This is a genomic window from Kitasatospora sp. NPDC043950, assembly GCF_056435345.1.
In genome coordinates, this window is sequence record NZ_JBWKER010000014.1 from 4,726 (window position 1) to 23,078 (window position 18,353).

Consider the following 18,353-nt stretch of genomic DNA (forward strand, 5'->3'; position numbering starts at 1 on the left):
TTTCCTTTACCCTCCCCCCCCCCCTTCCTTCCCCCCCCCCACCCCCCCCCTCCCCCCCCCCCCCCCCCCCCCCCCCCCCCCTCCCCCCCCCCCCTTCCCCCCCCCCCCCCCCCCCCCCCCCCCCCCACCGCCGTGTCACGGCCGCGTCAGGACCGGTGGAACGCCCGCCCGGCGGCACCCGAGGAGACCGACCCGACCCCGGGTATCAGCCCGCCGGTGATCGGCCGGGCGTCCGCACCGCGCAGGGCCGCCCCGCCGCCCGCGCCGTACCACCGCGCCGTCCACCGGTCGCAGCCCCCGGCACCTACCCGTCGCCGCTCGCCACCCATGAGAGGACCCCCGTTCTCTGATCGTGCTCGGGACGCTAGCAGGAGCCACTGACACTGAACCCAGGTCGGCCAGGCCGGCCCGGACGGTCCTCAGCGGGTCGTGGTCGAGGAGGGAGTGCTCCCCTCGGAGGTCCGGATCGAGTCCAGCACCTGCTGCACCTGCTGGATCGTCACGTGCGACGGCTCCCGCAGGCAGGCCGTCAGCTGGATCAGCACCAGCGTGCCGGTCCGGGCGACGGCCCGATGGCCGATGAGCTCGCGGGTGCCGCCGAGCGTGAGGCATTCCTTGTCGAGCGTGACGTCGGAGGTGACGGCCAATGAGGTGGTGAACTTCCCGACCAGGTCCGGTTGGTCCACCAGCCGGAGGGTGAGGAGGGCGCCGCCGACGGGCAGCAGCGTGTCGGACGGGCAGGCGATGCCCGCCGTCCGGCAGGGGGACGCGGGGCTGATCGGCCCGGTGGCCAGGTAGCCGATGCCGTTCCGGGGGTCGCCGTTGAAGGTGCTCTGGCTGTACCAGCCGCTCGGCAGGTCGAGCGCCAGGTTCGGGTACGACGAGAAGCGGACCTGCGATCCGGGCGTCGGCACCATGGTCGGTGTCGCGCTGGGGCCGATCGTCGGAGTGGGCGGTACCCCGCCCGGCACCGTTTCGGCCGGTCCGGTCACCCCCGGTCCCGCAGCCGTCCCCAGTCCCGCGCCCACCCCGCGCTCCGGCGTGGGCGCGATCGCGGGCGCGGCGGCCAGCGCCGCGGCGACCAGCCCGGCGGTCAGTCCGGCCCCGAGCCCGGCGGCCCGCCGTCGGCGCCGGGTGCCGATGGCGCGGGCGCGTACCCGTTCCATCCGGTCCTCGGGCGTGGCGAGCTCCGGTACGGCCTGGTGGAGCAGGATCCGCAGCTCCTCGCCCTCACCGCCGTCCGGCCTTGGGTCGTCCGGGTCCAGCAGGTCAGTACCGATCACGGGGTCCCCCCGCCAGCAGCAGTTCCCGGGCCGGCAGCCGGCCGCGCAGCGCGGCGAGCGCGCGGTGCGTCTGGCTCTTGACCGTGCCGGTGCTGCAACCCAGGACCTCGGCGGTCTCCTCGACGCTGAGGTCCTCGAAGAAGCGCAGCACCACCACGGCCCGTTGGCGCGGCGGCAGGGCACGGACGGCCTGGGCGACCACCTCTCCGAGCACCACCCCTTCGTACGGGTCCGCGCTCGCCGGCGGCGGCTCCGGCAGTTCGCCGTGCGGCAGTTCGCCGGTCCAGCGGCGGCGCCACCAGGAGACGTTGCAGTTGACCAGCACCTTCCGCAGGTAGGCCTCGGGCCGGTCGATGGAGATCCGGTCCCATTTGGGCCAGATCTTGGCGAGCGCGGTCTGCAGCAGATCCTCCGCCTGGTGCGGGTCGCCGGTCAACAGCCAGGCCACCCGCAGCATCTTCGGGCCGCAGGCGGAGACGAACTCCTCGAAGTCCGGTGTGCCATCCCTCATCCCGCCGTCCCCGCCATGGTGTCCGTGCCGTCCCTGTCAGCCGTGGCGGCCTGCTGGGCCGCGATCGTGGTGTCCTACTCACAGCTGATGAACGTGCTGGACGGTGTTTCGGGTTGTCTTCCGGGCACGGGGATTTTCGGCCGGCCGGCGCGGGGAGGTTGGACGGCCCGCGAGCCGGCCGGGACTCGGCCGGGCGGCGGGCGGGCCGTGGGCACCACGATGGCCGCGTCGGTCCCGTCCGGCCAGAGGCGCTCACGGGGCGTCCGGGCGCACGATGCGGCGCGCCAGGGGCGTACGGGTGGGACGCAGGGGGCGGCGGACCACGGACCGGGCCAACCGGGTGACGGCGGGTCAGAGCGTCCCGGAGCCGTGCGGCGCCTCGGTGGGGACACCGCGGGCGGCGGCCGCCGGGTCCGAGGTCACCGGGGTGACCGTCCAGTCGGGGTGGCCGGGCATCGGCGGGGTGCGCAGCCCGTACAGCCAGTCGGTGAGGAAGCCGGAGAGGTCCTGGCCGGAGACCTCGGAGGCGGTGCGCAGGTAGTCCCGGGTGGTGGCGGTGCCGTACCGGTGCCCGCGCAGGAAGGTGCGCTCGATCCGGTCGAAGGTCCCGGCGCCGACCCGCTCGCGCAGTGCGAACAGCACCAGCGCGCCGCCGGTGTAGCGCTGGCTGTCGAAGAGCTTGGCGGCGCTGGGAGCGGCGACCGGTCCGGAGTCGTGCCGCCACTGGTCGCCGAGGCCGTAGAGGGCCCGCATCCGGTCGACCAGGGTGGTGTGGCCCCAGGCGTCCGGCCAGCCGCGCTCGTAGCGGTAGACCAGGGCGTAGTAGTCGGCGTGCCCCTCGTTGAGCCACAGGTCCGCCCAACTGGCGGGGGAGACGCTGTCGCCGAACCAGGAGTGCACCAGCTCGTGCATCTGGTGCGAGCCGATCGCGGACTCGGGCTGGCGCAGGAAGTCAGGCTTGTAGAGGGTGAGGGTCTGGGTCTCCAGGCCGGTGAAGCCGAACGCGGCGGGGTCGTCGGTGTCGGCCGGCAGGAGGCCGTAGGTCTCGAAGGGGAACGGCCCGAGGTGCTGCTCGGCCCAGGTCAGCTGGTCGGCGGTGAGCGCCAGGGCGGGTTCGAGGTCGGCGGCCCGGGCGGTCGGGACGACGTCGCGCAGCGGCAGGCCGTGCGGGCCGGTGCGCTCGCGGACGGTGTAGTTCCCGACGGAGACCTGCACCAGCTCGGTGGCCATCGGCTCGCGGGAGGCGTAGCGCCGGGTGGTCCGGCCGTCGCCGAGCCGTTCGGTCTGCGTCAACTCCCCGTTGGCGACGCCCAGCAGGCCGTCGGGCGCGGTGACGGCGATGGTGAACCGGGCCTTGTCGCTGGGGTGGTCGTTGCACGGGAAGACGGTGTGCGCGCTGTCCGGCTGGCCGGCCACCGCGAAGCCGTCCGGGGTCGGGACCCAGCCGGTGTGCGGGAGCCTGGCGCGCGGGTCGGCGGTGTACTCGACGGTCAGCCGCGCGGTGGTGCCGCGGTGCAGGGGCCGGGGCGGGGTGATGGTCAGCTTCTCGTCGTGGGCGGCGAACCCCGCCGGGCGCCCGTCGACCCGGACGGCGCGCACGGTCAGGCCCAGCGCGTCCAGCTCCAGGTGTGCCAGGGTGCGGGACGGCCGGGCGGTGATCACCGCGGTCGCGTCGACCGTGCGGGTATCGGCGCGGTAGTCGAACGACAGGTCGTAGGCGAGCGCGTCGTACCCGCTGTTGCCGAGTGAGGGGAAGACCGGGTCGCCGAGGCCGTCCGCGGCGGTGGCGGCCGGGGTGCCGGCGGACAGCAGCACCGCACTGAGCACGAGTGGGAGGACGAGGCCGACACGGGGCCTGGACAGGGTGATCACCGCACTTCGGGAGTCGTGGCCTCGGGGGGCCTGGCTGCGGGATTCGTGGCTTCGGGAGCCCCGGTGAGGAGCGGGGCCGGGCGGCGGTACGTGCGCGACGCACCGGGCACGGACCCTAGCGGACCGGGGCGCCCGCCAGGCGCCGCCGCCCGGACGGTTGTCAACACGAGTCCATCCCCCGGACGGCCTACAGCGATGGCGGGGCCGCCGCGCGCTGGCTAACGTTCGAAGTGCTTCGCCCCCTGACGGACGAGGCCACGGCCGTCGGAGAACCTGGCCAGGTCCGGCGGCCGTCCTTCATGCCCGGGTGCACCCCGTAGGCTGGCGGCCGAGACGACGCCCGCGTACCGGATGCCAGGAGCCGCCGTGACCAGCCCCGATTCGCACGTTCTGGTGATCGGCGAGTGCGTCGCCGACATCGTCCGCACGGATGGCGCCCCGGACACCGTCCACCCCGGCGGCAGCCCCGCGAACGTCGCCTACGGCCTGGCCCGGTTGGGGCGGCCCGCCACCCTGCTCACCCAGCTCGGGGAGGACGCCAACGGCCGGCTGATCCGGGCGCACCTGGAGTCGGCGGGGGTGGTGGTCCGGGCCGCCGGGGTGGCGCGGACCCCCTCGGCCGTGGTGCGTCTCGACGGGCAGGGGCGGGCGCGCTACACCTTCGACATCGGCTGGACGTTGCCGCCGACCGAACTCGCCGAAGCGCCGGGCGCGATCCACCTCGGCTCGATCGGGGCGGTCACCGACCCGGGCGCGGCGGCGGTGCTGGCGCTGGTCGAGCGGTGGCGCGGCCGGGCGCAGATCAGTTACGACCCGAACGTGCGCCCCGCGCTGATGGGCGAGCGGGCGCGGGCCGTGCGGCGGGTCGAGCGCTGCGTGGCGCTGAGCGACGTGGTCAAGGCGAGTGATGAGGACCTGGCCTGGCTCTACCCCGGTGAGGATGCGGAGGCGGTCGCGCGCAGCTGGCTCGCCCTCGGCCCGGCCGTGGTCGCGGTGACCCTGGGCGCCGACGGCGCGTTCGCGCTCACCGCCGGGGGCGGGCACGCGCGGGCCGCAGCCGTTCCGGTGCCGGTCGCCGACACCGTCGGCGCCGGGGACTCCTTCACGGCGGCTTTCCTGCACGCCCGCGCGGCCGGCGCCGACCTCGCCGGCTGCCTCACCCAGGCGGTGACGGCCGCCGCGCTGACCGTCTCCCGCCCCGGCGCCAACCCGCCCTCGACGGCGGAGCTGACGGCCGCCCTGGCGCAGGCGAGTTAGGGCGTGCTCTAGCCGGCCAGCTCCTTGCCGTACCAGATCTGGGCGTACGGGCCGCTGCTGTAGGCGGGGATCTCGCGGTAGCCGTGGCGGGTGTAGAGCGCGCGGGCCTCGACCAGGTCGAGGCGGGTGTCGAGGACGATCCGCCGGGCGCCGAGCGAGCGGGCGGCCTCGTCGACGGCGGCGAGCAGCCGGGCGCCGCCGCCGGTGCCGCGCAGGCCGGGGCGGACGAACACCCGGGTCAGCTCGACGGTGTCGGCGTCGCGCCGGCGCAGCCCGGCGCAGGACTGGGCCGCGCCGTCGTAGTGGCCTAGCAGGAAGAGGCCGTCCGGTGCGGCGAGGTCGTCGCTGGGGGAGCCGGCCAGCCCCGACTCCAGTTCCTCGGGGGTGCCTTCGCGGCCGAGGTGCAGGCGGTAGTAGCGGTTGGCCACGTCGCAGTAGTACTCGCGCAGCAGGGCCAGGGCCTCGGGTGCGGTGACGTCCGCCGTGGCGACGGACCAGAGGCGGGCGGTGCGGGGCGCGGTGTCGGTCATGGGCGCATGATCGGTGGTCGCGGGCCCGGTCCGCAATCGGGTTTCGCACGGCCGCCCGGTCGGCTCGGGTGCCCGGCCGGTTCGGCAAAGGAAGGGCAAGGAGCCCGGCGCGTCGTTGCCCCGCACGGGTGATGAGGGGGTTGGCGGGGGTGTGCTGCGGGGGAGCAGTGCGTCTATGACCAGATCATCAAATCATCGCATTAATGCGGGTTTGAGGGGGATTCAGAGACGCGGCGCCGGTGCTCGGGCGGGTGTGCGGACCGGTTTGCTGGCCACCGTCTGCCTCTCCGCCGTCGCCGCCGGCTGCGCGGGGCCGGCCGACCCCGCGCGGCCGGCCGTCGTCCCGCCCGCGCCGGGTGCCGTGCCCGTCGTCGAACACGGGGTCGGCCGCCCGCCCGAGGCGCTGCCGGTGCTGCCGGGCCTGGCCCGCAAGGAGGAGGAGGCCGGCACCGAGGCGGTCGCGCGCCGGGATTCGGAAACCCGGGCGGCCCTGGAGACCGCGCACCGCTGGGGCCTGGAGGCCCCGCCGCTGAAGGCGCCGCCACGCCCGGCGACCAGGCCGGTGCTGGCCCAGTCGCAGGGCGTGAAGCTCAAGGAGGGGCGGCCGCCGGTGGTCTACCGGGTGCCGACCGACGAGAAGGTGGTCTTCCTCACCGTCGACGACGGCTCCGAGAAGGACCCGGAGTTCTCCCGGATGGCCGACGAACTCGGCATCCCGCTCAGCACCTACGTTTCCGACTACCTGGCCCGCGAGAACTACGGCTACTTCCGCGACCTGCACGCCCAGGGGGTGGAGATCAACAACCACACCATCAACCACCGCAACCTGAAGGTCCTCGGCTACGAGGCCCAACGCGACGAGATCTGCCGTCAGCAGGACCAGCTGGAGAAGCAGATCGGCGTCCGCCCCCGGCTGTTCCGGCCCCCGTACGGCGAGTACAACGACGACACGCTGCGCGCGGCGGCGTCCTGCGGGGTCCAGGCGGTGCCGCTGTGGAACGAGGAGGCCTTCCCGGACCACATGGAGTGGCGCTACGACGACCGCAAGCTCCACTCGGGCGACATCATCCTCACCCACTTCCGGGGCACCGACCTCTGGAAGGCCTCGATGCCGGACCTGCTCCGCAAGGTCGTCAACGACGTCACCGCGCAGGGCTTCGCCCTCGGCCGGCTGGACGACTACCTGTAGGGGTTCGCCCGTCGGGGCCCCCGGGGGTCAGCCGAGCGAGAGGGCGTCGAGGTACACCCAGGCGCCCTCGTGCCGGACGAACCGGCTGTGCTCGGTGAGCACGCCCTGCTCGCGGCCCTCGGTCCAGTGCGCCCGGAAGGCGACCGTGCCCTCCGCGTGGAAGGCGCCGCCCTCGGTGGTGGCCACCACCTCCAGGCCGGTCCAGCGCAGCGCCGGGTCGAAGTCCACCTCGGCGGGCCGGGTGTCCGGGTGCCAGGTGCGCAGCAGGTAGGCCTCGTCCTGGGCGGCGAAGGCGCTGTACCGCGAGCGCATCAGGGACTCGGCGGTGGTGGCCGCCGTCTGGCCGCGGTGCAGCCGCCCGCAGCAGTCGCCGTAGGCGGCGGGCAGGCCGCAGGGGCAGGGGGAGGAGGGCAGCAGCCGGGGCGCGGAGGCGGCGGCGCGGGGCGCGGGGTGACGTCGGGACATGCGGTCCATTCTCTCCCTCCGGCCCCGGCCGCCCCGACCGGGGCCGGTGGGGCGTCCGGGTGCGGGTGCTCAGCAGTGGGCGGAGTCCGGTTCGCCGAACCAGGCGTGCAGCGCGCGCAGCAGCCCGTCCGGATCCTCCTCCCCGGGAGCGGCGGCCCAGGCGACGTAGCCGTCCGGGCGTACCAGCAGCGCGCCGGCGGGTGGTTGCGGGCAGTCGGCCGTGAGCACGTCCACCCGGCCCTTCCAACCGGCCGCGAGGTCGGCGAGCCGTGGCGGGCCGTCCGCGAGGTCGAGCAGCAGGGCCCGGCCGCCGCGGGCCAGTTCGGCGAGCCGGGTGGGGCCGGTGGCGGTGGTCAGCGGGAGGTCCGGCGCGAAGCCGCCGGCGAGCGGGTGCGGGCAGTCGGTGTCGTACCGGACGTCGCTGCCCGCCATGAGCGCGGCGATCCGCCCGAGGTTGTCCTGGTACGCGAGCAGCTCGCCGAACAGGGCGCGCAGGGCGGTGACGGCCGGGCCCGGGGACATCAGGGCCATCTGGGCCTGCGAGTGCATGAAGACCCGTTCGCCGATGGGGTACCGCTCGCGGTGGTAGCTGTCCAGCAGGCCGGGCGGGGCCCAGCCCTGGAGGTCGGCGGCCAGCTTCCAGCCGAGGTTCGCGGCGTCCTGGAGTCCGAGGTTGAGGCCCGGACCGCCGGTGGCGGCGTGCACGTGCGCGGCGTCGCCGACCAGCAGCACCCGGCCCTCGCGGTAGCGCTCGGCGAGCCGGGTGTTGTGCCCGACCTGGCGGCGCGGGGTGTGCGCGCCGGGCGTGTCGGCCGGGGCGAGCGGCAGGTCGGCGCCGGTCACCCGGCGGACGCTGGCGCGCAGTTCGTCCAGCGTGGCCGGCACGGTCTCGTCGACGGGCGGGCCGGCCCACTCCATGGTGGCCATCATGGCGAGTTCCGGGCCCATCGGGGCGAGCACGAACACGCCGTGCGCGGTGCGGGTGTGGGTGAACGGGCGGAACGGCGTCGGGCAGCCGGGCAGCAGCACCTCGCCGGTGTCGAGCACCCGCAGTCCCTCGGGCGGGCGCACGTGGGCGATGCGCGCGACGGGGTCGGGCGAGGTGACCCCGGGGAAGCCGATCCCGGCCAGCTTGCGGACGGTGCTGCGGCCGCCGTCGGCGCCGACCAGGTAGCGGGCGCGCAGCCGCTCCGGCCCGTCCGGTCCGAGGACCTCGACGGTCACCCCCGCCGCGTCCTGGCTCAGGCCGGTGACCTCGCGGCCGTGGTGCACGGTCACGCCGAGTTCGCGGGCCCGCTCCGCCAGGGCCTGCTCGATCCGGTGCTGCGGCACCGGCAGGGCGTACAGCGGGTTGCCGTCGAGCTCCCGGAGGTCCAGCGGGAACGCGCCGAACACGAAGCGGGGCACCGGGGCCGGGGCGCCCGGGCCGCCGAGCCGCTCGTACAGGCCGCGGTGGTCCAGCAGCCGGATCACCTGGCCGACCAGCCCGTTCGCTTTCTGCTCCGACGAACGTTCGGCCAGCCGGTCCAGCACCACCGGCCGGACTCCGGCCAGCGCCAGTTCGCAGGCCAGCATCAGCCCGTTCGGGCCGGCGCCGGCGATGATGACATCGTGGGCCATGGTAAATCCCCCTGTGCGACGGTGAGTTCACGAAGACGACGGTTCGGGGAGGCCGGCCGCCAGCTGCCGCAGTGCCTCCGCCAGGAGCGTTTGCAGCGGTACCGGCGGGTCGGCGCGCAGCCATACGTCGCTGGCCGCCTTGAGTGCGGCCAGGACGCCGGCGGCGACCAGTCTGGGGTGGAGGCCGCCGGGGTCGGCCCCGGTCCGGGCGGCCACCGCCGCGGTGAGCCCGGCCTCGGCGTCCGCGCCGGCGCGGGCCAGCTCGGCCTGGAGGGCCGGTTCGCGCAGCAGTAGCCGCACCGCGGCGGTCCACCGCGGGTCCGGCTGCTCCGCCGCGCCGTCGAAGGGCGCGAGGGTGGCCCGGGTGAGCGCCTCCCAGAGCGGTTCGGCCGCGGGCCGCTCGCTCAGCGCCTCGCCGACGAGCCGGATGCGGTCGCAGTGCCGGGAGACGATGGCCTCGGCCTTGCTGGAGAAGTAGTTGTTGTAGGTGCGCGGCGACACCCCGGCCGCGGCCGCGATGTCCTCGACCCGGACGTTCTCCAGGCCCCGTTCCACCGCCAGGCGCAGTGCGGCCCAGCTCAGCGCCTCCCGGGTCGCGGCCTTCTTCCGTTCCCGCAGACCGATCTGACTCTTCGTCATGACCACCACTCTCCCCGGAAGTCTGCGCGCCGCGCAAGACTGCGTGGCACGCAACTTTTTCGGATCCGACACCCCGGGCGGATCCGCCCCGGCGGGGTTGCGAGGAGTCGCGCGGCGGCTCGGCGAGTCGCCCTGCCCACCCGGTTGGTCACTGATAGTAGTGGCCTGGTTGCGGAGCGGTCTCCCGCGCCGGTTCGGCGGGACGGTTCGACAGGACGTCCCGACAGCACACCTCGACAGGACATGAGGAGCGGTCATGGGTGGCAGACAGCGTCCGCCGGGAGCGCGGACCCCTCGGCAGGGCAGGCCCGTCGCGGGCGGCCGGGTGAACGCCCGGGCGGAGATCGCCCGGCTGGAGGGTTATCTCGCCTGGGAGGCCGAGGTGGCGGCGGCCGAACGGGACGCCCGGGCCTTCGCCGGGCAGTTCCCGTGGCTGCCCGCCGCGGAGCGGGAGAGCCTGGAGCAGGCCTACGCCGCCGACCGGCTGCGCTACGCCGAGGAGGTCGTCGACCGCGCCGTCGAGCGCTGCCGCCGGCTGGCCGCCCGCTACCGCAGCGAGTGCCGCCGGATCTGCGCCCGCTGGGCCGCGCTCTGCCTCTCCGTCACCCTGGCGGCGGCGCTGTTCGCCGTCGTCCCGGCGGCCCTGCGGGCCTGAGCCGGGCCGATCCGCCGGCACGCCCGAGGGCCCGCCGCGCCGATGACGGCGCAGCGGGCCCTCGGGCGTGCGCGGGGATCAGTGGTGGCCGTGGCCGCTGCTGATCTCCTGGTGCTCCTCGGCGGTGGGCTTGGCGATCTGGCTGCCCTCGCCGTAGAAGCCGCGGGACAGCTTGGCCCTCGTCCGGGCGAACAGCCCGGCCTTGCGGACCACCCCGTTCTCGTCCACCTCCGGCGGCAGGTCCTCCGGCTGCGGCTGCTCGTGCGCGGTGAGGGTGTACATCCGGCCCGGCGGGAGCGGGGCGTGCACCTCGACGAACTCGCCGTGCTGGAGCCGGTTGATCACGCCGGTCTCCCGGCCGTGCAGCACCTTCTCCTTGTCGCGCCGCTGCAGGCCCAGGCACCACCGCTTGGTGACCACGAAGACGACCACCGGCACGACGAAGAAGCCGGTGCGCACCGCGTAGGTGATCGCGTTGATCGACAGGTGGAAGTGGGTGGCGAGCAGGTCGTTGCCGCCGCCGGCCAGCAGGATCAGGTAGAGGCCGATCCAGGCCGCGCCGAAGGCCGTGCGCACCGGTGCGTTGCGCGGCCGGTCGGCGAGGTGGTGCTCGCCGCGGTCCCCGGTGACCCAGGCCTCCAGGAACGGGTAGCACCAGATGATCAGCAGCACGGTCGGGAAGACCATCAGCGGGACGAACACCCCGAGGTTCAGGGTGTGGCCGCCCCAGACGCTGATCTCCCAGCCGGGCATCACGCGCACCAGACCCTCGGAGAAGCCCATGTACCAGTCCGGCTGGGCGTCGGTGGACACCTGGTCGGGCCGGTAGGGGCCGTACGCCCAGATCGGGTTGACGGTGGCGATCGCCGACATGAACGCGACCACGCCGAAGACCAGGAAGAAGAAGCCGCCGGCCTTGGCCATGTAGACCGGCATCAGCGGCATGCCGACCACGTTGTCGTTGGTCCGGCCGGGCCCGGCGAATTGGGTGTGCTTGTGGTAGAAGACCAGGATCAGGTGCGCCGCGAGCAGGCCGACCATGACCCCCGGGATCAGCAGGACGTGCACGGTGAACAGCCGCGGCACGATGTCCTGGCCGGGGAACTCGCCGCCGAACATGAAGAACTGCAGGTACGAGCCGACGATCGGCACGGCCAGGACGGCACCCTCCATGAACCGGATGCCGGTGCCGGAGAGCAGGTCGTCCGGCAGCGAGTAGCCCATGAAGCCGTCGAACATGCCGAGGAACAGCAGCAGCGCGCCGAAGACCCAGTTGATCTCGCGGGGCTTGCGGAACGCGCCGGTGAAGAAGACGCGCATCATGTGCGTCAGCATCGAGGCGACGAACACGATCGCCGCCCAGTGGTGGACCTGGCGCATCAGCAGGCCGCCGCGGACCTCGAAGCTGATGTCGATGGTCGAGGCGTAGGCCTCCGACATCTGGATGCCCTTGAGCGGGACGTACGAGCCGTCGTAGATGACCTCGCCCATGCTCGGCTTGAAGAAGAGGGTCAGCCAGACGCCGGTGATGATGATGATGACGAAGGTGTAGAGCGCGATCTCGCCCAGCATGAAGGACCAGTGGTCCGGGAAGATCTTGCGCAGATTGGCCTTGGCCAGGGAGTAGATGCCGACCCGGCCGTCGGTCCAGTCGGCCAGGGCCTCGGCCTTGTTCGCGGGGTTGGCGCGCGTGCTGGTCACCGGTCCCGGCTGCGACTGCTGGTCGGTTCTCACGACGGACTCCCCGGCGTCCTCGGCGTGCCGGGCTGGAGGCCCGCCGGCAAAGACGCCGGCCGGCGAAGTGTTGTGATCATGGGACCTCTCGATACGGGCCCGCCGGCTGAACCGGCACGCGGAGCGGGTGACCCACTGGCCCGTTGCTCAGGGTGATGGAGCGCTTACTCTGTCATGCTGTCGGCAGGGGGCCGACTGTGCACGTCCATCGGTCCGTACGGCCGCTCGTGTCGGGCCGGACGGGGGGTCCTGACGTCCGATCGGCCGCCGGACGGGTGGCGGTGCTGCGCCCGGGTGCCGCTGAACCGTTTCGGCGCGCGCCGCGTCCGGAGGTCGCGCGATTCCGGGCCTACGCTGCGCCAATGGTGGATCACCCTGAACTCTTCGAGGACGTCACTGCGGCCCTCGCCCGCGCCGGGATCGACGCCGGGCCGGGCCCGTCCCTGCTGCGGATCGGCCATCGGCCGCCGGGGGTGGCGGTCGGCTGGTCGCCGGGGGAGGGGCCGGACGGGCCGCCCTCCCGGGGGGCGCGCGAGGCGGTCAGCGGTGCGGTCGCCGTCGTGCTGCGCGAGTGCGGCTACCTGGTCGCCGAGACGGCCGGCGGCGAGCTGTTGGTGACGCCCGCCGCCGCACCGGTGGCGGTGCCGGCGGAGCCGGAGACGGTGCCGGAGCAGTGGTGGGGCTGAGCCGGGCCGGCTCGGCAGCCCTCATACCGAACCCTTACCTGAACGGGGGGTCCTGTTGACCGCGGCGGCTCTAAGGTTTGCCTAAGCTAAGTCGAAGCGCCCTGGACCCCCGTGTCCGGGGCGTTCGGCTGTGCCGCGCCGCCGCCACCCGCGGCGGGCCGCCGAGTTCAGGTACGACCCGGGGTGACCGGGGGAGGAGCCCGCTGCATGTGGGATGAGGCGTTTCCCAGCTTTCTGATCGGGCTGCGCGAGGGTCTGGAAGCCGGACTGATCGTGTCGATCCTGGTCGCCACGCTCGTCCGCTTCGGGCACAAGGCCCGGTTGCCGCAGGTGTGGACCGGTGTCGCGGCGGCGATCGCGCTCAGCCTCAGCTTCGGCGCGGTGCTCACCTTCACCGCCGCCAACCTCTCCGGCCACGCCCAGGAGGCGTTCGGCGGGGTGCTGAGCCTGATCGCGGTCGGCTTCGTCACCGCGATGGTGTTCTGGATGCGCCGCTCGGCGCGCACCCTCTCCGCCGAGCTGAAGGAGAAGGTCCAGGCCTCGCTGGCGATGGGCGCCGGCGCGCTGGTGCTCACCAGCTTCCTGGCCGTCGGCCGCGAAGGGCTGGAGACCTCGCTCTTCCTGTGGACCAACGTGCGCACCGCCGGGGAGTCCACCGGGCCGCTGCTCGGCGCGGCCGTCGGCCTGGTGCTCTCGGCCGGCCTCTGCTGGGGCCTGTACCGGCGGGCGCTGAAGATGAACCTCACCCGGTTCTTCACCATCACCGGCGTCGGCCTGATCGTGGTCGCGGCGGGCGTGCTCGGCTACGGCCTGCGCGACTTGCAGGAGTCCGGGCTGGTCGGCGGCGGCAGCTCGTACGCCTTCGACCTGAGCGGCCACCTGGACGCCTCCTCCTGGTACGCCACGTTGGTGCAGGGCACCCTCAACCTGACCGTCACCATGACGGTCCTCCAGGTCGTCGGCTACCTCGCCTACCTGTGCATCGTGATGACGCTGTTCGTCGAGGGCGTCCGCGGCGGCAAGACCGCTCCGGCCGCCGGGAAGGCGGCGCAGGGCGAGGCGACGCAGGGCGAGAAGGCCGGGGCGGCCGCGCCCGAGGCCGCCGGGCCGGTGCGGTCCGGACGGCCGCGCTGGGCCGTGCCGACCGCGCTGGTCGCGGTGCCGGTGGTGGTCGCCGGGGCCGTGATCGCGGTCAGCGACGGCAAGCAGGGCAGCTCCGCCACCGTGTCCGTCTCCGAGCAGGAGTGCGGCAAGGGCTTCAGCACCCCGCTGCCCGGCCAGCAGGTCTTCCAGATGCACAACACCGGGGACAAGGTCTCCGAGGTCTACCTGGTCAACCCGGCCAGCGGCGCCGTCTACGGCGAGATCGAGGGTCTGGCCCCCGGCACCACCCGCGCGCTGACCGCGACCATCGGCTCCGGCGACTACGCGTGGCGCTGTGTGCCCACCGGCGGCACGTCCGTCACCTCGGCCGCCGTGCACGTCACCGGCGGCGGCCAGGTCAAGGCCGTCAAGCCGGTCGCCGAGGACGACCTCAAGGGCCCGCTCGACGCCTACAAGGACTACGTCGACAAGGGCCTCGCGACCCTGCTGACGCAGACCCAGAAGCTCCAGGCCGACGTCCACGGCGGCGACCTCGCCACCGCCAAGGCCGACTGGCTCACCGCCCACCTCCAGTACGCCTCGCTCGGCGCCGCCTACGGCACCTTCGCCGACCTCGACGGCAAGATCGACGGCCGGCCCGACGGGCTCGCCGACAAGGCCCAGGACAAGGACTTCACCGGTTTCCTGCGCCTGGAGTACGGCCTGTGGCACGGCCAGTCCGCCGCCGACCTGACGCCCGTCGCCGACCAGCTGGCCGCCGACGTCGCCAAGCTCGGGCAGGACTTCCCCGGCCAGGACTTCGACCCCGGAGACCTCCCGCTGCGCGCCCACGAGATCCTGGAGAACACCCTCCAGTTCGAGCTCACCGGCGACACCGACCAGGGCAGCGGCACCAACCTGGCCACCACCCAGGCCAACCTGGCCGGCACCCGGGAACTGCTGACCGTCCTGCAGCCGCTGCTCGACGAGCGCGACCCGCAGTTGCTCCCCCGCGTCGACGCCGGGATGAAGCGGGTCGGCGACCTGGTCGCCTCCGCCCACAAGCCCGAGGGCTGGACCGCACTGGAGCAGCTCCCCGCCGACGCCCGCCGCCAGCTCAACGGCGCCACCGGCCAACTGCTCGAAGACCTCGCCCCCATCCCCGCCCTGCTCGAGATCCGGAAGGCCGCCTGATGACCGACCACACCGCTGCCGGAGGCTCCTGCCCGTTCCCGCACGCCGCCGCGCCCGCCCCGGCCGTCGCCGAGGGCGGCTGCCCGGCCGGCCCGGCCCGCCGCAGCTTCGTCCGGACCGCCCTCGGCGCCGGCGCCGGAGCGGCCGTCATGGCGGGCGGGGCGTTCACCCTGGCCGCCGGTCCGGCCTCAGCCGGGGACAGCCGCCAGGCGAAGAGCGGAGTCGTCCCGTTCCACGGCGACCACCAGGCCGGCGTCACCACCCCGGCCCCCGGCTACGCCGCCTTCGTGTCCTGCCAGGTGATAGCCCAGGACCGCAACGGCCTGGAGGACCTCCTCAAGACCCTGACCGAGCGGATCCGCTTCCTCACCGCCGGCGGCACCCCGCCCGACCTCGGCGTCGGCGCGCCGCCCGCCGACAGCGGCATCCTCGGCCCCACCGTGCCCACCGACAACCTGACCGTCACGGTCGGCGTCGGCGCCTCGCTGTTCGACGACCGGTACGGGCTGGCCAAGGCCAAGCCGACCAAGCTGGCCCCGATGAAGACCTTCCCCAACGACAATCTTCAGGCCGCCGAACTCCACGGCGACCTCTCGCTGCAGATCTGCGCCGACCGCCAGGACACCGTGCTGCACGCGCTGCGCGACATCACCCGGCACACGCGCGGCGCGATGCAGATCCTCTGGCGGATCGACGGCTTCCAGAGCGAGTCCCGCCCGGACGGCGCCCAGCGCAACCTGCTCGGCTTCAAGGACGGCATCGTCAACCCCGACACCACCTCCGCCCGCGAGATGGACCGGCTGATCTGGGTCACCGACGGGCTGGGCGAGCCCGCCTGGGCGACCGGCGGCAGCTACCAGGTGATCCGGATCATCCGGATGCTGATCGAGTTCTGGGACCGCGTCACCCTCGCCGAGCAGGAGAAGATGTTCGGCCGCCGCCGCGACACCGGCGCGCCGCTGGACGGCCGCCAGGAGACCGACGCGCCGGACTACGGCAAGGACCCGGAGGGCAAGGCGATCCCGCTCAAGGCGCACATCCGGCTCGCCAACCCGCGCACCGCCGACACCGACACCTCGCGCATCCTGCGCCGCGGCTTCAACTACGACCGGGGCGTCGACCAGGCCGGCAACCTGGACATGGGCCTGGTGTTCTGCTGCTACCAGCAGGACGTGGTGCGGCAGTTCGAGGCCACCCAGACCCGGCTCGTCGACGAGCCGCTGGTCGACTACATCTCGCCGACCGGCGGCGGGTACTTCTTCGTCCTGCCGGGCGTGAAGGACAACGCCGACTGGCTCGGGCGCGGGCTGCTCGCTGCGGTCTGACGGCGGTCTGACGGGCGGTCTCACGGCGGCCGACGTGACGCCGGGCCCCGGGCGCTGCCGCGTGCCCGGGGCCCGGCGGCGTTGCGCGTGCCCCGGAGCCGCCACGCGGACGGGAGGTCGAGGACACGCCCTACGGGCCGAGGGTGAAGCCGATCACCGCGCCGCCGCCGTCCCGGTTGGCGGCGAAGGCCTCGCCGCCGTGCGAGCCGGCCACCTCGTGCACGATGGCCAGGCCCAGCCCCGAACCGGGCAGGCTGCGCGCGGCGGTGGCCCGGTAGAAGCGGTCGAAGACCCGGGAGAGGTCGGCCTCGTCGATCCCCGGCCCGCCGTCGCGCACCTCGACCCGGCGGCCGCGCACCACCACCTCGATCGGGGCCTTCCCGGCCGGGTCGAACTTGGCGGCGTTGTCCAGCAGGTTGCCCACCGCCCGGGCCAGCGCGTCCGGGCGGGCCGTGACCACCGTGTCGTCGGCGTCCACGGTGATCTCCCGGCCGCTGCGCCGCCGGGCCTGTGCGGCGGCCTCGCGCACCAGCTCGGCCAGCACCAGTTCGGTCGGCTCCTCGTCGGCCTTCCGGTCCGCGGCGAGTGCCACCAGCTCCTCCACCAGAAGCGTCAACTCCCTTGCCTCCTCGGCCAGATCGGCCATCAGTGCGGCCTGTTCGGCGGGCAGCAGGCGGTCCAGGCTGGGCAGGACCGAGAGGTTGGTGCGCAGGCTGGTCAGCGGGGTGCGCAGCTCGTGCCCGGCGTCCTGGACGAGCCGGCGCTGGTTCTCCTTGGCCGTGGCGAGCCGGCCCAGCATCCGGTCGAAGGCCCGGCCGAGCCGGCCGACCTCGTCCGTTCCGGCGGCCGGCACCGGAACGTCCAACCGTCCGCTGGCGGCGACCAGTTCGGCCGCGTCGGTGAGCCGGACCAGCCGGCCGGTGATCCGCCGGGCGAGCAGCCAGCCGGCCCCGCCCGCGAGCACCGCGACCACCGCCACCGACACCCCGGTACGGATCCGCAGCGTCGCCAGCAGGTGCTCGGTGGGGCCCAGTTGCTGGGCGATCTGGACCGCGCCGCGGCCGCCGCCGAGCGAGACCACGGCCACCCGGTAGGTGTCGCCGTGCACGTGCCGAAGCCCGGACGAGGTCTGGCCGGGGTCGTCGGAGCGGGCGAGGGAGCGGTCCTCCGGGGTCGGCCGGAGGTCGATCCGGGCGGTGCCGGGCAGCACCTCCCCGTCGGGGCCGAGGGACTGCGAGGTGACCCGGATCGGGCGCAGCAGATCCTCGCTCAGGCCGCCCGTGCCGTTGAAGTCGCCGGGGAACAGCATCTCCCGGCCGACCTGCTGGTGCACCGCCTGGACGGCCGCGGTGAAGTCGGCGCCCTCGTCGTCCCGGATCAGCCGGGCGGCGGAGTGGTAGCCGAGCGCGCCGATCAGCACCGCGACCAGGGCGGCCATCGCGGCGAAGGCGAGCGAGACGGTGGTGCGCAGCCCCGGGCGCGGCCACAGCGGCCGCGGCCGCGACCGGCCCCGGCCGGTCACGACTCGCGCAGCGTGTAGCCGACGCCGCGGACGGTGTGGATCAGCGGTGTCAGGCCGGGCCGGTCCAGCTTGCGGCGCAGGTAGCCGATGAACACCGCGAGGTTCTTCGAGCCGGGGCCGAAGTCGTAGCCCCAGATCCGCTCGTACACCGTGGCCTGGTCGAGCACCGAGCCCGCGTGCCGGGTCAGCAGCTCCAGCAGGTCGAACTCGGTCCGGGAGAGCTCCAGTTCCTGCCCGGCCCGCCAGGCCCGCCGGGCGTGCGGCTCGACCCGCAGGTCGGCCACCGCGAGGACGCCCCCGGCGGGTTCGGGTGCGTTGCGGCGCAGCAGGGCGCGCAGGCGGGCGAACAGCTCGTCCACGTCGAAGGGCTTGACCAGGTAGTCGTCGGCCCCGGCGTCCAACCCGGCGATCCGGTCCGGGACCTCGACCCGGGCGGTGAGCATCAGGACCGGGGTGCGGTCGCCGTCGGCGCGCAGGCGGCGGCAGACCTCCAGGCCGTCCGGGCCGGGCATCATCACGTCCAGCACCAGCAGGTCCGGGCGCTGCTCCGTGAGGGCGGCCAGGGTCTGCGCGCCGTCCGCGGCGGTGCTCACCCGGTAGCCCTCCAGCTGGAGGGCGCGGGTGAGGGAGTCGCGGATGGCCCGGTCGTCCTCGGCGATCAGCACGGTGTGGGTCATGGCCCCGATTCTCCCCGGCGCGCCCACGGCGGCGTCCGGCGGGTCCGGGCGGCGGCGCGTGACGGGTCTGGGGGAAGGGTCTGGGCGAGGGCGGCGTCCGGCGGGTCCGGG

Annotated in this window: 16 protein-coding genes; 6 read left to right on the forward strand and 10 right to left on the reverse strand. The window is 74.3% G+C overall.

Going from position 1 to position 18,353, the window contains the following annotated elements:
* Positions 1-419 precede the first annotated feature (419 nt).
* From AC07BF_RS12170 to AC07BF_RS12180, 3 genes are all read right to left on the reverse strand, one after another.
* A complete protein-coding gene (locus AC07BF_RS12170) occupies positions 420-1,283 on the reverse strand; it encodes a hypothetical protein (protein ID WP_400810151.1) in 864 nt (287 codons plus the stop codon).
* A complete protein-coding gene (locus tag AC07BF_RS12175) occupies positions 1,270-1,794 on the reverse strand; it encodes a SigE family RNA polymerase sigma factor (RefSeq protein WP_363585614.1) in 525 nt (174 codons plus the stop codon). The genes AC07BF_RS12170 and AC07BF_RS12175 overlap by 14 nt, the downstream gene beginning before the upstream one ends.
* Before the next feature lie 351 nt (positions 1,795-2,145).
* Entirely contained in the window at positions 2,146-3,621 is a 1,476-nt protein-coding gene (locus tag AC07BF_RS12180) for a M1 family metallopeptidase (protein ID WP_363629657.1), read from the reverse strand.
* A gap of 411 nt (positions 3,622-4,032) precedes the next feature.
* On the opposite strand from AC07BF_RS12180, the gene AC07BF_RS12185 reads away from it, so the two are divergent.
* Entirely contained in the window at positions 4,033-4,923 is an 891-nt protein-coding gene (locus AC07BF_RS12185; RefSeq protein ID WP_363585612.1) for a carbohydrate kinase family protein, read from the forward strand.
* A gap of 8 nt (positions 4,924-4,931) precedes the next feature.
* Here the strand turns inward: AC07BF_RS12185 and AC07BF_RS12190 are convergent, their stop codons facing one another.
* The gene (locus AC07BF_RS12190) at positions 4,932-5,453 is read right to left on the reverse strand and encodes a GNAT family N-acetyltransferase (RefSeq protein WP_478333321.1); all 522 of its coding nucleotides are present in this window, start codon (positions 5,451-5,453) and stop codon (positions 4,932-4,934) included.
* 265 nt (positions 5,454-5,718) lie between these two features.
* Here AC07BF_RS12190 and AC07BF_RS12195 point away from each other — a divergent pair, with 265 nt between their 5' ends.
* Positions 5,719-6,642 (forward strand): polysaccharide deacetylase family protein, encoded by a 924-nt coding sequence (locus tag AC07BF_RS12195; RefSeq protein ID WP_363629661.1) that lies wholly within the window; start codon positions 5,719-5,721, stop codon positions 6,640-6,642.
* A gap of 27 nt (positions 6,643-6,669) precedes the next feature.
* Here AC07BF_RS12195 and AC07BF_RS12200 read toward each other — a convergent pair whose 3' ends face one another.
* From AC07BF_RS12200 to AC07BF_RS12210, 3 genes are all read right to left on the reverse strand, one after another.
* Positions 6,670-7,107, reverse strand: coding sequence for a YchJ family protein (locus AC07BF_RS12200; RefSeq protein ID WP_363585609.1), 438 nt, complete (start codon positions 7,105-7,107; stop codon positions 6,670-6,672).
* Between the two features lie 69 nt (positions 7,108-7,176).
* Positions 7,177-8,727, reverse strand: a complete 1,551-nt coding sequence (locus AC07BF_RS12205; RefSeq protein ID WP_478333322.1) for an FAD-dependent monooxygenase — start codon at positions 8,725-8,727, stop codon at positions 7,177-7,179.
* 27 nt (positions 8,728-8,754) lie between these two features.
* Entirely contained in the window at positions 8,755-9,366 is a 612-nt protein-coding gene (locus AC07BF_RS12210; RefSeq protein WP_363629662.1) for an acyl-CoA-like ligand-binding transcription factor, read from the reverse strand.
* A 256-nt stretch (positions 9,367-9,622) separates the two neighbouring features.
* Here AC07BF_RS12210 and AC07BF_RS12215 point away from each other — a divergent pair, with 256 nt between their 5' ends.
* On the forward strand, positions 9,623-10,021 hold the full coding sequence (locus AC07BF_RS12215) for a cytochrome C oxidase subunit I (RefSeq protein ID WP_350881931.1): 399 nt from the start codon (positions 9,623-9,625) through the stop codon (positions 10,019-10,021).
* A 78-nt stretch (positions 10,022-10,099) separates the two neighbouring features.
* On the opposite strand, the gene qcrB is transcribed toward AC07BF_RS12215, so the two are convergent.
* Complete coding sequence (qcrB, locus tag AC07BF_RS12220; RefSeq protein ID WP_363585620.1) at positions 10,100-11,722, reverse strand: cytochrome bc1 complex cytochrome b subunit; 1,623 nt, start codon at positions 11,720-11,722, stop codon at positions 10,100-10,102.
* Positions 11,723-12,117: 395 nt separating this feature from the next.
* Between qcrB and AC07BF_RS12225 the strand changes: the two genes are divergently transcribed.
* The 3 genes from AC07BF_RS12225 to efeB all read left to right on the forward strand — a co-directional run bounded on the left by AC07BF_RS12225 (position 12,118) and on the right by efeB (position 16,043).
* The gene (locus tag AC07BF_RS12225; RefSeq protein WP_363585606.1) at positions 12,118-12,441 is read left to right on the forward strand and encodes a hypothetical protein; all 324 of its coding nucleotides are present in this window, start codon (positions 12,118-12,120) and stop codon (positions 12,439-12,441) included.
* 207 nt (positions 12,442-12,648) lie between these two features.
* Positions 12,649-14,718, forward strand: a complete 2,070-nt coding sequence (gene efeU / locus AC07BF_RS12230) for an iron uptake transporter permease EfeU (RefSeq protein WP_363629666.1) — start codon at positions 12,649-12,651, stop codon at positions 14,716-14,718.
* The gene (gene efeB / locus AC07BF_RS12235; RefSeq protein ID WP_400987463.1) at positions 14,718-16,043 is read left to right on the forward strand and encodes an iron uptake transporter deferrochelatase/peroxidase subunit; all 1,326 of its coding nucleotides are present in this window, start codon (positions 14,718-14,720) and stop codon (positions 16,041-16,043) included. Before efeU ends, efeB begins: the two co-directional genes overlap by 1 nt.
* Before the next feature lie 130 nt (positions 16,044-16,173).
* Here the strand turns inward: efeB and AC07BF_RS12240 are convergent, their stop codons facing one another.
* Complete coding sequence (locus tag AC07BF_RS12240) at positions 16,174-17,565, reverse strand: sensor histidine kinase (RefSeq protein ID WP_400987465.1); 1,392 nt, start codon at positions 17,563-17,565, stop codon at positions 16,174-16,176.
* Positions 17,562-18,242 carry a response regulator transcription factor gene (locus AC07BF_RS12245; protein WP_363629670.1) on the reverse strand — a complete coding sequence of 227 codons (681 nt, stop codon included), beginning with the start codon at positions 18,240-18,242 and terminating at the stop codon, positions 17,562-17,564. Before AC07BF_RS12245 ends, AC07BF_RS12240 begins: the two co-directional genes overlap by 4 nt.
* Positions 18,243-18,353 lie beyond the last annotated feature (111 nt).